The 15,651-nt window shown below is 66.8% G+C and carries 10 protein-coding genes and 1 pseudogene; 3 read left to right on the top strand and 8 right to left on the bottom strand.

The features are described from left to right. Nucleotides 1–181 precede the first annotated feature (181 nt). The 5 genes and pseudogenes from ACI2LP_RS03725 to ACI2LP_RS03705 form a co-directional block, all read right to left on the bottom strand. On the bottom strand, nt 182–373 hold the full coding sequence (locus ACI2LP_RS03725; RefSeq protein ID WP_404722904.1) for a hypothetical protein: 192 nt from the start codon (nt 371–373) through the stop codon (nt 182–184). Nucleotides 374–1,329: 956 nt separating this feature from the next. Beyond that, nucleotides 1,330–1,761: pseudogene (locus tag ACI2LP_RS03720) on the bottom strand (DUF2637 domain-containing protein); the annotation flags it as partial. After that, on the bottom strand, nt 1,758–2,405 hold the full coding sequence (locus ACI2LP_RS03715; RefSeq protein ID WP_404722903.1) for a WhiB family transcriptional regulator: 648 nt from the start codon (nt 2,403–2,405) through the stop codon (nt 1,758–1,760). The pseudogene ACI2LP_RS03720 and the gene ACI2LP_RS03715, both read right to left, overlap by 4 nt. A 145-nt stretch (nt 2,406–2,550) precedes the next feature. Continuing rightward, complete coding sequence (locus ACI2LP_RS03710) at nt 2,551–3,309, bottom strand: ATP-binding protein (protein ID WP_404722902.1); 759 nt, start codon at nt 3,307–3,309, stop codon at nt 2,551–2,553. Next, nucleotides 3,306–4,370, bottom strand: a complete 1,065-nt coding sequence (locus ACI2LP_RS03705) for a hypothetical protein (protein ID WP_404722901.1) — start codon at nt 4,368–4,370, stop codon at nt 3,306–3,308. Before ACI2LP_RS03705 ends, ACI2LP_RS03710 begins: the two co-directional genes overlap by 4 nt. Nucleotides 4,371–5,547: 1,177 nt before the next feature. Here ACI2LP_RS03705 and ACI2LP_RS03700 point away from each other — a divergent pair. Further along, the gene (locus tag ACI2LP_RS03700) at nt 5,548–6,837 is read left to right on the top strand and encodes a helix-turn-helix transcriptional regulator (RefSeq protein WP_404722900.1); all 1,290 of its coding nucleotides are present in this window, start codon (nt 5,548–5,550) and stop codon (nt 6,835–6,837) included. A gap of 323 nt (nt 6,838–7,160) precedes the next feature. Here ACI2LP_RS03700 and ACI2LP_RS03695 read toward each other — a convergent pair whose 3' ends face one another. Further along, entirely contained in the window at nt 7,161–8,192 is a 1,032-nt protein-coding gene (locus ACI2LP_RS03695; RefSeq protein ID WP_404723048.1) for an IS3 family transposase, read from the bottom strand. A gap of 1,126 nt (nt 8,193–9,318) precedes the next feature. On the opposite strand from ACI2LP_RS03695, the gene ACI2LP_RS03690 reads away from it, so the two are divergent. Both ACI2LP_RS03690 and ACI2LP_RS03685 read left to right on the top strand, forming a co-directional pair. Further along, nucleotides 9,319–10,164 carry a hypothetical protein gene (locus tag ACI2LP_RS03690; RefSeq protein ID WP_404722899.1) on the top strand — a complete coding sequence of 282 codons (846 nt, stop codon included), beginning with the start codon at nt 9,319–9,321 and terminating at the stop codon, nt 10,162–10,164. A gap of 110 nt (nt 10,165–10,274) precedes the next feature. Further along, the gene (locus ACI2LP_RS03685) at nt 10,275–10,718 is read left to right on the top strand and encodes a hypothetical protein (RefSeq protein WP_404722898.1); all 444 of its coding nucleotides are present in this window, start codon (nt 10,275–10,277) and stop codon (nt 10,716–10,718) included. On the opposite strand, the gene ACI2LP_RS03680 is transcribed toward ACI2LP_RS03685, so the two are convergent. Beyond that, the gene (locus tag ACI2LP_RS03680) at nt 10,710–14,747 is read right to left on the bottom strand and encodes a tetratricopeptide repeat protein (RefSeq protein WP_404722897.1); all 4,038 of its coding nucleotides are present in this window, start codon (nt 14,745–14,747) and stop codon (nt 10,710–10,712) included. The genes ACI2LP_RS03685 and ACI2LP_RS03680 overlap by 9 nt on opposite strands. Continuing rightward, nucleotides 14,744–15,442: a hypothetical protein gene (locus ACI2LP_RS03675; RefSeq protein WP_404722896.1), complete on the bottom strand. Its 699-nt coding sequence runs from the start codon at nt 15,440–15,442 to the stop codon at nt 14,744–14,746. Before ACI2LP_RS03675 ends, ACI2LP_RS03680 begins: the two co-directional genes overlap by 4 nt. Nucleotides 15,443–15,651: the final 209 nt, after the last annotated feature.

Here is a 15,651-nt window from a genome sequence, read left to right as displayed (position 1 = left end):
CGGGGCGCGCTCCCCGGCCCCCCCCCCGGGGGGGGGGCGCGGGGCGGGGGGGGGGGGGGGGGGGGTGTGGGGGGGTTTGTTCGGGGGGCCCCGGCGGGGGGGGGGGGGGGCGGGGCCCCGGCCCCCCCCCCCGCGTCGATGGGAGAGAGATTCGGGCGCGTGACCTCCGCCTATGCGGGTTTCAGCCGCATTCGGGGCAGCTCTCGAAGTGCCGGGTCAGAGCCCTGGCCATGCGCTGCTTGGCGCCATAGGCGTTCTTGGCGCTGGTCTTCGCCGAGGCGGCGCCCTGGTGACGCTCGGCGTGGTTGCGCAGGAAGCGGATGTCCTGCTCGTAGCCGGACTTGATGCGCGTGAAGCGCGGGCACGTCTTCACCGTGCACTCCTCTTCGTGGCGGGGCTGCCCGACTCGGTGCGCAGGCGCTGGAGGACCGGCGTCAGGCGGTCGTTGCGGATGGAGATGTGTTTGGCGCGCATGATCTGGCGCAGTTGGACGCGCGTGATCTCGCTGTTGCCGTCGCGCTCCAGTACCGCGGGTACATGGGGACGGAGCCGAGTGACGACCTCGTCCTCGGAGAGCTTGGGCTTGGACCGGGTCCGCTTGCCTCGGCCTCCTCGCGACCGGTCCCCACTCTGCTGGAACTTGGTCTCGGAGACCGGGTGGGGACGGTCCCCGTCTTCGCCGGTCCCGGGGACCGTGTCCGCCTCGCCCTGGTCCCCAACGTCTATGGGGACCGGGTGGGGACGGGGACTTTCGTGGTCGGTCTCGGGGACCGGGTGGGGACGGTCCCCGCTTTCGCCGGTCCCGGGGACCGTGTCCGCCTGGCCCCGGTTCCCGTCGTCTGAGGGACTTGCCGCCTCAGCGTCGGTCCCCGTCGCACCGTCCCGACCGACATGCACGTACCCGTTCCCGTAGCCCGTCGGCTCCTCGGCACTGGGGACCGCGCTGCGCCGGTCCCTGTGTGTGTTCGGGACCGAGCCGTGGTCCCCGCCCAGCGGACGGCCGGTCCCGTAAGTCAGGCTCGAGCCGTCCCCGTCGGGACGGTCCCCGACACTCGGCCGGTCCCCGTCCACGCTCAGGACCGGATTCCGGTCCCCGTCCCGGGAGGGGATGGTGGTCTCGTGGGACGGTCCCGTCTGGTTCCCGCCGGGGCGATCTCCGGCAGCACGGTCCCCGATCGAGGACGGGTCCGTTTGGGGACCGGGACCGGGGACCGGATGAAGCCAGCGCGATCGGCGGTCCCCGTCGACTGGCGGGTCGGCGGTGGGGACCGAGGCGTCTCGGTCCCCACCGGTATCCGCTGCTTCCTCGGCCGCGGTGTGGGGGTGGTGCCGGGTGATGAGGATGTACAGGTGGACCGCGCCGGCGAGGGCGAGCGGGGCGAGGGTGGACAGGACGGCGACGACGGTGTCGCCCAGGCGCAGACCGTCGTGGCTGGTCTGCTGGTTGAGGCGCACAGCGTGCAACGCGTTGGCCCAGATGCTGGCGGTGGTGGCGGTGCCGAACAGTAGCCAGACGTAGGCGCGGGCGCGCAGGGGTGCGGTGGAGAGCACCAGCAGGGCGCGTACGCCGTAGGCGATGAAGCCGTCGATCACGAGCGGGAAGAGGTAGGTCAGGAACCCGCGGACGTGGATGGCGACGGCCATCTGCTGCAGGGCGTCGTAGCTCAGGGCGCAGCCGGCGGCGCCGAGGGCGACGATGGCGAGGCGGTCCCATGCCCCGACGGGGGCGACGGCGAGGGGCACGGTGGTGGGGTGGGTCATGCGGCCTTTCCGAGCGCGGTGATCAGGGCCTGGGTGTGCACCTGGCGGCTGACGGGCGACGAGCTGGTTTCGCTGTCGTCCTCGTCCGTGGCCTTGGTGTTGTCCGTCGTTGTGGTGTCGTCGTCCTGGTCCTCGTCGTCGTAGAGGTCCCAGTACCGGTCGCGGTCGGCGATGGCGTGAGCGGCATTGCGCAGCAGGTCCCGGGCCCAGTCGAGGTCGACCTGCAGCAGGTAGGCCAGGCGTTCGGCACTCCAGCCGCGCAGGTAGGCGTGGCGGGTGACCGTCTCGCGCTCCGGTTCGCTGAGGTGCACGTCGCGCCCTTGGAGGGCGGCGCGTACCCGGCTGTAGTCCAGCCGCTTGTTGATCTTGGCGTGCCAGGGGCGGCGTTCGGCTTCGGTCAGGCCGCCCCAGATGCCGTCCTTGATCGTGTTGTCGAGGGCGTGGTTGAAGCAGTCCTTCTTGACTGGGCACCGGCCGCAGATCTGCTTGGCTTCGGCGATGGCCTCGTGGTCGCGGGGCTTGGGGAAGAACAGCTCGGCGTCTTCGGCGTCCATGCCGTGGCACAGTCCGCGGACGTGCCAGCTGTGGTCGGCGATGCCTCGCAGGGTCGGGGGCGGGGCGTCGTCGGTGGTGATGTAACGCAAGGGATTCTCCGGGTACGCCTCGTGGGCCGGCGGGCGGGCAGCGCGGCACACCGGCGGTGAGCGGGGTGCGGGCGGCCCGGCGGCGAGGCGGGGCAGGGGCGCGGCATCAGCTGCCGGGCCGGAGGGAATCGGTGGCGAGGCCGGGTCAGCGGCGCTGGAAGCGGCGGTCCGGGCCGGTGAAGTGGACCGGGGTGCACATGCCGGACAGGCGGGAGAGCACCCGGTCGCCGACCTTGTCGCGCAGTACGGGTTTGCGCGGGTCCGTGTCCTCGGTGCGGACGGGCGGCAGGTTGGTGGTGACGATCGTCGGAAGGCGGTTCTGCGCCCGCCAGTTCAGCAGCCGGAAGTTCAGCTCCTCGGTCCACTCGCTGCCCTTGGCGGCGCCGACGTCGTCCAGGAGCAGTAGCGGTACGCGGACGATCCGCCGGAGCATGAACTCCGGGTCCACGCCCGTGCGGGGGCGCATCTCGGCATATAGGTCGGCGGCGGTGGTGGCGTGCCACAGCACGCCGCATCCGGTGGCGGTCAGGGCGCGGATCGCCCCGTACGCCTGGTGCGTTTTGCCGGTACCGGTGTTGCCCCACAGCAGCAGCGAGGGGCCGTGCGCGACCCGCCGGCGCCCCGTGTTGCCGTAGTGCGGGTGGAGCCCGTCGGCGTTCGGCGCGACCGCGGCGTCCGCGATGGTGCGCACCCACGCTGCGACGTCGGGGTGCTCGGCGACCGCGTCACGGTAGGCGAACGGGATGCGGAGCTGGGCCGCCTCCAGGGCCGGGATGGGTTGCGGGGTGTCCGGCAGCGGTCGCTCTGCGAGGTCGATGCCGCGCTCGGCCATCTTGGCCGCCAGGCGGGCACGGAGCCGGTCGGAGACCACGGGCTGGGGATCGGCGAGTCGGGCGCGGGTCACAGGCGGCCTCCAAACGTGGTGGGTGCGGTCGGGTTGAGGTACGGGGTGTATGCGGATCCGCTGGCCCATGGCCCCGCGCCGGAGGCGTTCGACGGCGGCGAGGCGTTGACGACCTCGTTCACCATGCTCGGCAGAACGCTCGGATGCAGGCCCTTGGTCCGCAGCCGGTCCATCGCGGTGCGGATGTCATCCGGCTCGAAGTCCTCGTCCAGCAGGGTCTTGATCTTGCGACCCAGGAGTCCGAGCGTGTCGCTCGGGGGACGGCGGTTGCAGCCCTTGGCGTACTCGGCCACCAGGTCCTTCGCGGAGACCGCTCTGCGGGGGGTGCCTGGCGCTGGCGCCTCGCGCCCCGCAGGTATTGATCCAGGATCCAAGATCCTAGATCCAGACGACGAGCCCTCGACGAGTCCTCGACGAGGATGCGGCGAGTCCTCGTCGAATACCGTCTGACCTGCGGTTTTCGCGGAAGGTGCCGTCGGGGTCAACTCGTCCTCGGACGGCGGCCCGGCCGAGGCTGCTCCCGGCGCGGTGACGGCCTCCGCTGCGGCCTGCCCAGAAGCCGAATCGGGCGAAACCACCTGATCGAGCCCTCGTCGAAGGCTCGGCGAGGGCTCGTCGAGGATTCGACGAGGATTCGACGAGGCCAGCGCAGCCGCTTCCGTGCGCGAGGCGCCGGGGCAGTGCGCCGCCTTGCATTCGCCGCACTTCTGGCCGCACTGGTGGCTCGGGCAGCGCGGTACGCGCGAGTCGGTGGGGCGGTCGATCTTCTGGTGGCGCTTCCAGGTCACGATGTGGAGCCAGGTGCGCCCGTCGCACCCGGTGTACCGGCAGATCAGCCCGGCCGCGGCCAGCTCCTCCAGGTCGCGGGCGACGTGGGTGGCGGTGTGCTCGGGGCGCAGCGCCCACAGCCGTCCGGCGATGATCGCCGGGTGGTCACGGTGCCGGCCGGAGTCGTCCGCCTGCGTCAGCAGACCGAAGAAGGTCAGCATGGCGGTCACCGAGCATTCGGCCAGGGACTCCGACTCGAACGCCTCGGGCTTGATCGTGCGGATGCGTGCCATCAGGCATCACCCCCGCGCCGAGGGGCGGGCTCCCGACGGGCCGCCGATTCCCGGGCGTTGGGCGAGGAAGGGGTACGGGCTGCCGCGCTGGCCGGGATGTTCGGCCTTTTGCGCAGGGCAGTCGGCATGCGACACTCTCCTTTGAAGTGAAGCCGCTCCGGTATGCCCCGTGGAAAGGGCCGGTGCGGTGCTGGTGGGTAAATCTCCTACCCTTGCCTGGGCAGGAGTGCCATTTAGCGGTCGGCGTCTGAGAGTTGCCTCTCTCAGGCGCCGTCGCTGTTTCCCGGGTTACCCGGCCGGGTCGGTCCGCGCGTTCCGTATATGACTCCATTGACGTCTTCGCTGGGCGGACTGCCCGGCGAGCGACGACGAACATATGCGGACCCCGCGTCAAGATCCAGAGTTAGCTAAAGAACTCTCTACAAGTCGCAGGGAAGGCTGGCAACACCCGCGACTGGGGGTCGCTGCTGCCGGACGCGACGAGGGCGGCAGGCAGGTCGCCCCGAGTGCCTCTGCGATGAGCGTCACTGCAACCTCCCCCACTGGATGACCTCCGGCAGTCAGGTGTTGAACCGGCTGGTCAGCAGGATTTAAGCCCCACTGCGGTGCCTCGTCAAAGCGTCTTAAGAGGCGATGTGATGCGCGTAGATTACGCCGCCGTCGACTCGGCCGCACAGCTGCGAGCGGGCAACTAGCAAGTTCTGAAAGGCAGATGAGGGCACTGTCGGTGGTGAAATATTGCGCCCTGAATTGGTCTATACATGTGACCTGGTGGCCAGGAAGGCAAACCGGCAATTAATCGCCGGTTTGAAAACCGGCGATTAATTGCCGGTGGAGATGTCCGGTTCGCGGGTGAAGGTGGCTGGTTGCCCGCCGGAAGTAGTGCGCGTTTAAACAAGTGGCCTAACTGGATTGTGGTGCGGGCCACATGATGGAGATGATCTTTGTCAGGCTCGGATAAAAATCGTCGTATTGTTTAAGGCGGAAGCCAGAGGTCGGGGTCGGCGTGGGCGCGCCGATCCCTTTTTCATGCCTCTGAACACGGCAGTGCACGCCTGTATGGCATGCGTATGAGCGCGAGAGGGACGATCTCATGGTCGCAATCGGGGGTAGCCCCAGCGACGGAGCTGAACACGAGGAGATATCCCTCGCAGAGGCACCTCGGACCGGAGAGGTTATGGGCCTGGCCGGTCTGCTGCGCGCCTGGCGGAAAGCCGCTGGCGCACGCAGGGGCAAGCCGCTGACCCAGCCGGAGGTGGCCGAAGCCGTCGGTCGAGGGGAGCGCTGGTATCGCGACCTGGAACGCGGCGCCACCACGCGTCCGCTGAACCGCGAGCAGTGTGAAGCCCTCGCACAAGTGCTCCAGTTGAGCGAGGACGAGCGACACGCCCTGCTGCTGCACAACATCGGCGGATCCCTCGACGCCTCTGTCCCCTCCGGTGACCCCCGGGTCCGCAGGGCGCTGCGGCTGCTGATCGACAAGCAGATGCCGTCGCCCACCTACCTCTGCGACAGCAACTGGAACATCCTGGCCTACAACCAGGCGATGGCCGAGTGGTGGCCATGGGTGATTGAGCTCGGCGCCAACCTCATGCGCTGGGCACTCCTCAGCCCAGAAGCACGCGTCCAGTATCACGACTGGCACCAGCACGCGAAGGCGTATGTCCGCCTGCTGAAGTTCGCCCAAGCCAGCAACCGCGACAACGCGGAATTGATGCAGCTGATCAACGATGTCCGGAAGGATCCCGACGTCCGGCACATCTGGGAAACCTGCAACGAGTTCGCCAAGAACCGCGACGGACACGTCTTCCGCATGAGCTTGCCGGCCATGAACTGGGAGACCGTCGAGGTCGTCAGTCACCTCCTGTATCCGGCGAGCCTGCCCGACTGTCGCCTGGTTGTGATTACCTGGCTGCAAGGTGACGACGACGAGCGCGACAGTCTGGGTGGAGAGCGCAACGGCTGGGCTGCGACGCCGCCCGAGAATGACAAGCAGGTTGACCGTGACGAGGCGGCCTCTCGGCGCCGGATCGCCCACACCTTGACCAAGCGCCTGTCCGTCCCCTCCGCCAAGGACGCCGCAGCCCTCGCCGGCGACGATCGCGTTGACCTGCCTATCCTCAGCCAAATGATCGGCCCGAACTGCCAGTTGACGCTCTCCCCGTCAACGCATTCGGTGATCTGGGCGACCAAGGAAGAGGACGGCGAGTGGGGCATCGCCGAGGTCGACGCCTACACCATGATCGTCCGGACACCCGAGGCGGCCTCCGTCGAAGCCGCGTACGAGGAGCTGAAGGCCCTCATGCGCGCTGTCCTGCCCGCAGACCCGACGGACGCCGTCACCCGGATCCAAATGCTCGCGACTCAGTGGGACCAGAGGATGAAGCTTCTCCAGGCAATCCACCGGGACCTGTGGCAGGCGGACAAGACCCTGCCCTACATCTGGCACCCGGTCGACGAGATCTGACGTAGCCGTCCGGCTCGGTGTGGTAATCACGTGGTGATCGCATCGAGCCGGAGGGCAGTGGGCAGCGAATCCACCGAGGTCTGAGAGGTGGACGGCATCGCCGCTCCCCAGGCTCAACTCTGACCCGCCTGGCCCCGAGGCAAGGTGGTCCTGGACCATGGCTGGCCACGCAACGGGCCCGTACGGCGTCTCGGACAGACACACCGCCCCCACCCGCGTGAGCGGACCCAGGATAGTCAGGATCTCGGCGTAGTTCTCCGCGTATTCCTTGATGCCGACCGCCTGAGCTTGTTCCGCTTTGACGGACACCATTGGTGTGGTGGTCAGGCTGCAAGTGCGGTCTCGTAGTCGGCGGGACTGCGGTAGCCGAGGCTGCTGTGCAGGCGGTGCAAGTTGTACCAGCCCTCGATGAAGTCGAAGATCGCGGTGCGGGCGGCGGCCCGGCTGGGCCAGGCGGCGGTGTCGAGCAACTCGCGTTTGATGGTGGCGAAGAACGACTCGGCGAGCGCGTTGTCCCAGCACTGCCCGGTGCGGCCGACCGCCAGCCGGATGCCGAACTGGTCGGTCATAGCGGCGAATTGTTGACTGGTGTACTGGCACCCGCGATCGCAGTGGAAGATCACCGGACGAGTGGGGCGACGCTGTCGGCAGGCGGCCGCCAGAGCATCTTCGACCAGCTCAGTGCGAAGACGATTGGCCGTCGCCCATCCCACCACCCGGCGCGAGGCAATGTCGATGACCGTGGCCAGATACAGCCAGCCCTCCGCGGTCGGGATATACGTGATGTCGCCGCACCAGCGAGCGTCGACGGCCGCGGTGTCGGGCCGGAAGTCCCGGACAACGAGGTCGGGCCGCATGGCAGCTCGTGGATCAGGAATCGTTGTCAGGCGCCGCCGTCTACGGTGTCGGCCCTGCAGTCCGGCGGCCCGCATCAGCTGGGCGCTGCGGCGATGGCAACATCTGGCGCCCTCCCGCTTGAGTACGGCATGCACACGTGGGGCGCCGTAGGTGCCGCGCGACTGCTCATGGACTGCGGTGATCTGTTCGGTCGGCTCGGCATCGCGGGCCGCCCGCGGACCCAGCTTGCCGTTGGGGCGGGCGTAGAAGACGGCTCGGGAGACCTTCAGCAGTTCACACGCCCGCTTCACGTTGTGGCCGCTCTGCTTCTCCGCCTCGATGAACGGGTGCACCGTCACCGGGTCTCCTTCGCAAAGAGAGCCGTGGCCCGCTTGAGGATGTCGACGTCCTCGCGCAGCCGGCGGCTCTCCCGCCGCAGCGCGGGCCAGCTCCTCACGTTCACTGCTGTTCAGGCCGTCGCGCCCGCCTGCGTCGACTTCGGCCTGCCTGACCCACAGCCGTACTGCGGTCTCGGTCAGATCGAAATCCTTGGCGATCTGACCGACCGGTCACCGCGCCGACACAGCTCCACGATCTCGGCCTTGAACTCCGGCGTGAACGAGCGGCGAGGGCGCGGCTTCTTCTTCCCCATGCTCGCCTTGATGGACACCTGCCCGGGGCAGAACCCCTGATCTCGGATGTCCGTCAAAGCGGATCAAGCCCACGCCACGGCGATGCTCCTCCACGGACACCGTCCCACCGATGGGCGGCAGGCCGGCTGGGGATTGCTCATGTCGGCGGAACTGCGTCAACGGCTGACTGGCTTCGGGATGAAGGCGTAGGTCGGCTGGAGCGCTGGCACTGACGTGGCGATTCGACCTGGTATGGCGGCCGCAGCGGCTCCCTTGCTAGCCACGATGGGTCTGTCCCATCTGGCGTGGGCTGCCTTCTCCCATGACCAGGGGAGGCTGCCGCGGTAGCCCTTGGAGCTGTCGCCGATAGCTTGGCTCGGACAGGGCCAGGCAATGGCAGGACGAGTCCGAGGGAGCTGGACGACCCGTATGCATTGCCCGTTGCTTGGCGCAAACCGATGCTGATCTGGTTGAGGCGTGGCACCTGCTGACCACGGTGCCAGAGCACGGCCGGGACCCTTTGGGCGATGCGGACTGACGCCGTAATAGTGGCAGGTGGCGGCCCCGCTGCCGCTCACGTCCTCCATCCATGATGACCGGGCACTACTACCTCCGCATCACTCTGCGCTGCACTCATCGCGTGCATTGCTTCTGCCACCACAGCCCTGACCCAGGCTGCTGTCTGTTGACGAATTCGGGAAAAGGGGCCAAGCGGGCTAGCTACTTGTGACTAGACTGCGCCATGCCTTCGTCGCAAGCCGTACGCCCTTTAGTCGCAGTCGTCGGCAGTGTAGATGCAACCCGCGCATTCGCGCCCCCGCTCGCGGCTCTTGATGATGCGCCCGAGGCCTGTCGGCAGTTAGGGCGTGAGCTAGCGTTGGCAGGGTGTGACCTGGCGGTCTTCTCGAGCAAGAAGACGTACATCGAGGCTGCTGTGGCGCACGGGTATGCAGAGGCTTGCACCGAGGCCAATCCGGGCCGAATTGCGGCGTATCCGCCACGCCACCGGAATGTGGACTTCGAACTTGATGAAGGCAGCCACGTGACGGTTGACGTGGTCAGGGATACCAGCGGTGAGTGGGAGGTCGCTTACTATCGAACGTTGCTGGCGTGCGACGGAGTGTTGCTGATGGGAGGTGGCCAGTCCACGCGGGTGGCGGGGATCATCGCTTTGGCTCAACGTATCCCGGTCTTGCCTGTCGCAGCTTTCGGAGGTGGCGCTAGCCAGGTCTGGATCAATCTTGACAAGGTCAGGAACGATGCTGACGACACCGATATCGCCCTATTGGGTGACAACTGGTCAGCTCAGTCGGCAGCCCGGCTCGTGGCCTGCCTGTTGCGGCAGCGCGAACGCGGTGCAGCGTATCGCAAAGCCGCGGCCAGCCAGAAGCGGTCGGCTGCCTGGGCGGCCTTCCTGGGCTGGCTGGTGGCAGTGCTGTGCATGGCGGCGGCTGTAGCGGGTCTGGTCACAGCGGGGCCGACGAAGGCTGCGGGTCCGAAAAATCTCACCATGCTGATCTGTGCCCCCCTACTGGCATCGATCGCTGGTGCGGTCATCCGGAACTCCTTCGTAGCAGAGTCGAGTTGGCCCCGTGCCTGTGTCAGGGGGCTGGGCGCCGGTCTCGTTACGATATTGCTGTACGTCGCGTCGCAGTTGCTGAGTGTCCCAAATCTGTTGGAGCGGTTGGACGTGCGGCGGTTGTTGTTCATCACAATCCCGCTGGGCTTCACCGCTGGATTCACGTTCGATCTGGTCTTTGACAGGCTGCGATCTGGTGCTGTGGCCAGTCCCCCGCCTGGTTCCGAACTCTTGTCGGGTTCTGCGCCGTCCGTGTCACAGCAGGAGCCATGTGGATGACATGCCGTGGCCACGGGCTTCCTAAGCCGTTATAAGGGGTAACAAGAAGGTCCGTGGATGAAGCTCGGTCAGGGCCGGCGGCCATCGGACCGGGGATGGAGGGGGGGCCAGTGGGTGCGGTGCCGATGTCGGTAGCTCTGTTAGTGAAAGTGGCCTTGGAGGCTGCTGGTCCAGGGGCTGCTTTGTGGGGGAAGCTAAAAGCGATTGTGGAAACGCCAGGTACCTTTTCCGGGGCTGTTGACAGTCGTCTGGACACCGACGTCCTGGACGTCTTGGTCGACTCACCACTCAGCGTGGATACCGCGCAGTCGCTGTTTGCTGGCCTGCTCGAGCGGGCGCAACGTGATGACACTTTCCGTGCCGAGTTGGAGTCTTGGGCGCAGCAGGCTTGGTCATCGAGTCGTGATGCGGTGAGTGAGAAGGCGACTACTCCGGGTACGTTGAAGGGATCGTCATTGCAGGCCCGTCCGGGTGTGGAGGCGCATTTCGCAATCTATGGTGTTGCGGACTATGGCCATGCCGCGGAGCGTGCCGGAGTGTCCTCCTCACACTGAGGGCGAGCGGCCCAGCGCGAGGGCGGTGTGCAGGACCTTGGATGCTTCAGCCTGTTCACCGGCTGATGTCAGCAGATGGCTGGCGCTCAGCAGATCACTTCTGAGTGTCTGCACCTCTTCTCGGAGGCTGTTTTCCAGGTGCGCTTGTGACGCAAGTTCACCAACCGTCGTGGTGCTACCCTGGCCGCCGATGTCTCCGCGTTGCCTGTAGGACTGTTCGATATCGAGCTGCTGGTAGAGCTCGGCACTGCGGGTGAGTGCCATACATGCTGCGGGCAGGTCGCCGTCTCCCATGAAGGCGCGCCCGAGTTTGGTCAGGGCTTGTGCCTGGCCGTGCTGGTCGCCGAGTGCCTCCAGGTGTGCGCTGGCGTTGCGCAGCGCTGGGATGGCTTCGGGATATCGGCGCATGTGGAGAAGGATGTTGCCGATGTTGCGAAGCGATACGGCGGCTTCGAGTTCATTGTGGCTATGTTCGTGCAGGGTGCGGGCGGTCAGGAGCTGATCCAGCGCCTCTTCGTAACGGCCTTGTGAATGCAGGGCCAGTCCGAGATCGTTGCAGACGTCTGCCGCTGCGGCCGTATTGTTCAGTGCGGTGAATAGCGTTCGCGCGTCGTGCAGATGATCGATTGCCTCTTGGGCGAGCTCGCTCCGCAGATACAGGCCACCTAGGTCTCGATGTACCCGGGCCTGCGCTTCGTGGTCGCCGAGCACGGTGAAGCTGGCCAGGGCCCGTTCGAAGCAGTAGGTGGCTCGCTCGGTGTTTCCGGTGTCGGCGAGGACCTCGGCAAGATTGCGAAAGAGTGAGCCTTCTTCAGCCGCGGGGAGCGGGGAGCGAGTGGATTGCTGTTCAGCCTGTACAAGCACGCGCAGAGCCTGCCCGGCGTCACCGGCCTGGTGCAGTGCGGCGCCGAGGTTACACAGTAGTGAGACCAGGCCAGCTGGCCTGTCCGCTTGGTGCTGGGCAAGGGCGTCCTTGAGGACCACGATCGCCTCCTGCGTCTGGTCTGCATGGAGCAGAACGGCACCCAGATTGCTGAGCATCTGCAGGTAGTTGGCACTCTGGCTACGCGCGGTCGGAAGATCTGCTGCCTTGGCAAGGGCCGCGCGAGCTTGTTCGTAGTCGCCTTTGGCTGCGTTACTGACGGCCAGATTGTTCAAGGCGGCGGTTTGCATCTCGCCGTCCCCCTGCTGCTGAGCCCAACTGTAGACCTCTGCCATCAGCTGAAGCAGCGAGGTGAACTCCTTTTGACGGAAGAGGAAGGGGGCAAGGCCCATGGCCAGGTCGGAGGCCTTATCTTTCTGCCCCCACTCAAAGCAGGCCCCGGCGAGCGCGACCAAGCTCTCCTGCTCGGCTCGCAGCCAGGCGAGAGCCGCATTGCGCTGTTCGGCGGCGGCGATGTCCTTGGCCTGGGCTCGATGCCCACGCGTGAGTCTGTCGGCCTCTACAAGTTTGCTGAGCGCAGAGTCGACAACTCTCATTTGCGCTGCGTACACCTCTGCGCCCTTGAGGTACTCGTCGGCGACAGCCCGTCCGTAGGTCTGCAAAATGGGATGCATCTGCCAGCGGCCGCTTTCCTCGTTCTTCGTGATCAAGTGGTACAAGGCGAAGTTCTCGAGGACCCGATGTATGTTTTCTGGCTGCTCTATGAGCACGGAGGCAGTGAGGTCGGAGAAATCGGGACCAGGCAGCAGCGCGAGTAGGCAGAAGGCGCTCCTCTGCTGAGGGGTGACGCGTTGGAAGGTGATGTCCAGTGCCCGGCGCACGGGGGTGTCGCCATAGTGCGGCAGATCAAGCGCTGAGTGGCGCTGCAACAGAGCCTGGAGTTCGGCGAGGCTTCGGCCGGGGTCGGCTGTCAGCCAGCCTGCAGCGATGGCCAGGGCCAGGGGGAAGCGACCGCACAGTCTTACGATCTCTCGGGCCACGAGAGGGCCGCGATGGATTCGCGTGTCTTCGGGGCTGCGCTGCTCGAGGAAGAACTGCAGCAGCTGCAGCGCGTCCTCCTCGTGCAGTGGGCCGAGCTCAATCATGCGGACGTCAGGCAGAGTGATGGCCTGGTGCGAGGTGGCGAGCAAGGTGAAGCCCGATGGCGTGATTGCGGCAATGTCACGCAGCTGCGGTTGTGTGACGTCGTCGAGGACCAGGAGGACCGGGCGCGTTCGATCGCCCAGGAGCATGAGCTGAGCCGCGCACAGGGCGCGCAGGCTGCTCTCGTCTTCGTCCCGTCCATAGTCTCCACAGCCCAGTTCTCTCAGCAGGACTGGCCAGGGGGACGCTTCGTAACCCATCGCCGCCTTGAGTACGCCACCGCTGAACCAGCCGCGTCGGCGGGCAAGATGTGCGGCCTGGACAGCCAGCGTGGTCTTCCCGACGCCCCCTACCCCGGTGATCAGTGTGAGGGTCGTGGCTCTGCGGTCCCTGCTCAGGGCACTGAGAACGCCTTCGAGGGCGGCCTGACGGCCGGCTGGCTGACGTGGAGCCGGCGGCAGCGAACCAACCGGATACGTGCGGGTGTAGAACGGCTGTGCCCTGAGCGTGCCTCGTGTGATGTCCAGCGTCTCTGCGTGTCGCAGTAGTGCGTTGGAGGCTTGTCCCAAGCGGGGCAGGCGCACGTGTACGTCCTGGATGGTGGCCAGGAGAAGGACCGGATGTCGGGCAGGATCTTCCAGGAGTTCGATGAGAGCGTTCGCTAGTGCTTCGCCGGTGTCCGGGTCGGCCAGGGCGACGTCGAGGTCATCGAGCCACAGTACGGTGTGCGAACCTATGCCGTCGTTATTCAGGGCGCGCAAGATCGCCTGGTTACGGTCGATGGGTGGCGGCGACCAGGCCCACCAGTTGGCCAGGCTGCTGCGCAGGGCCTCCCACGCCGTGCGCGTGCGGCCGCTTCCGCGACGACCGCGGACGACCACGAGCTGACTGTGGTGGCGTGCTGACTCGATGCGGCTTCGCAGGAGGGCGTCGACGCGGCGGGGTTGATAGGTCTCCAGCGGAGGAATGACACCCGTGCGCTGGATGTCAGGCAGCCGCGGTGCGATGCCGAAGTGCAGGTAGTCGTGGTCTTTGAGGTCAGCGATCGGGCGTCCCAGCAGTTTGCGCGCGAAGGGGTGTCCCGACGGTGGGCGGCTGATGACTTCGGATCCGCCTGGCGCACCCACCCGGTAGACAAGGCCGCGTGCGGTGCGGACGTACATCGGTACGTGAGTAGCTTCGGTTGCGGTGAATCCTGAGCGCGGGACGCGAACTTCCACCGCATCCCGCCACTCGTTGACGTCGTGAGTGACCTGCAGAATGCGGGGTTGGGTGTCGGGCACCAGGATGCCATCGGCCGGCCAGGTCGAGTCGCCGAAGGCAAGACTGGCGCCGTCGTGTCGTACCGGCAGGACGACATCGCGGACGTGGGCGGAGACACTTGGTCCTAGTTCGGCGGAATAGAGATGTCCGCCCGGTTCCCCCAACAGCTCATGCAGATCGAGGGCTGTTGAGGTCTGGCGGGCGCGTTCGGGTAGACGGTGCCACGCCTGCGAGAACCAGCGGCGTAGGCCGTCACGGCGGTGAGGGTCTTCCACGGCCGTACGCAGAGCGGACTGCAGCATCTGGTCGAGATCGGCGGGAGGATCGACGCCCGCGTCGGCTAGGAGGGCGTTCCAGGTGACCTGCTCTTCCATGGCGAGCACGGGAGGAAGATCGTGATGGACTTGCTCAATGATCTCGCCGACCGTGCGGATGGCGTCACCGGGGGAACTCTGCTGCAACTCATGGACCAGCTTTTGGCGGACCGCCAGCAGAACTGGACGGCGCAAAACCATGTACTGGCCGGGGCGATGGGCTGCCCACGGGCCGAACCACAGGCTGGACTCGGCTCCGACGTCCAGAGTGGGCCGGACGCGCAGCCGCACGACGCGGATGAGTTCGGGTTCGATCCGCACCGCGGACGCCAGAGCGGTCGCCAGCAACAGGGCCGAAAGAGGCAAATCGTCTACCGAAGGTTCCCGGTGCAGTTCATGGTCGGGGATGCGCGTGCGGCGTCTCATGCCAGCCTCGCGTAGGCCGTGGCGGCCGTCGTCGTGCGGTCCCACGTCAGGACGGGCATCAGGGCACGCAGCCAGGCTGGTTGCCGTGCAGGCGGCAAGGGCGTCAGGCCGACCGGCAAACACCCGCCGCGCTGCAAAATCGTCACCGTCTTCTGCCAGTCACGAGGTGCCGCTGCCTCGCTGGCGTGAGGAGCCTGGTGCTGGCCGAAGTCGCTGAGGATCAGCACCCGGGTGCCCAGAGGCGGCGCCACATAGGGCTTCCACGTCCAGCCACCGCTAGCACCATTACGCAAGGGACTGCCGCCGAAGTAGCGCACATCGCACGTGTGGCGGCCGACGATCGCGGCGATACGCTCCAAGAGCTCTTGTTGATCCCGCATGAACAGCTGCATGCCGACGCCGAGGTCGACGAGGACCTGCACGCCAAAACGTAGTGTCCGGATGGGCTGACGCGGCAGTTCGGAAACATAGGAGCCGCTGGCCAGCGTGGTAAGCATGCGCTCTACATCGATGGGCCCCTCGTTGACCACCCGCGACAGAAGCAGGCGCAAAATGGCCGCCTCTGTGCGGGGCGGCAGCAGCGGCTGGTAGAGACTGCGCCGGTGGCTCCGCCGCACCGGCCTTTCCTGCAGAACCGGCTGCGTCCAGGAACGCTGCACGGCCAGCTCGGTTCCTAGCGGCACAAGCAAGGACATGGGGAGGTCGGGCTGACTATGTGACGCAGGTGCCAGACCTCCGGTCCGCAGGGGCGCTGACTTCGAATCCGGCGGCTGGGCGGCGGTCGGTTCACCGGTGGAAGCAGTCTGCTCCGAGGAACGGGCCGACCTGCCAACGGGAGGTTTCCGCAGACCGAGCATGGCAGCTACTTTGGGGAAGCTGTTGTCGTCCTCGCCGTCGAGAGCTG

The organism is Streptomyces sp. NPDC019890, assembly GCF_044903445.1.
Classification (GTDB): Bacteria; Actinomycetota; Actinomycetes; order Streptomycetales; family Streptomycetaceae; genus Streptomyces.
The sequence above is the reverse complement of the archived record's forward strand: the minus strand, read 5'-3'. Positions and strand labels throughout refer to the sequence as shown.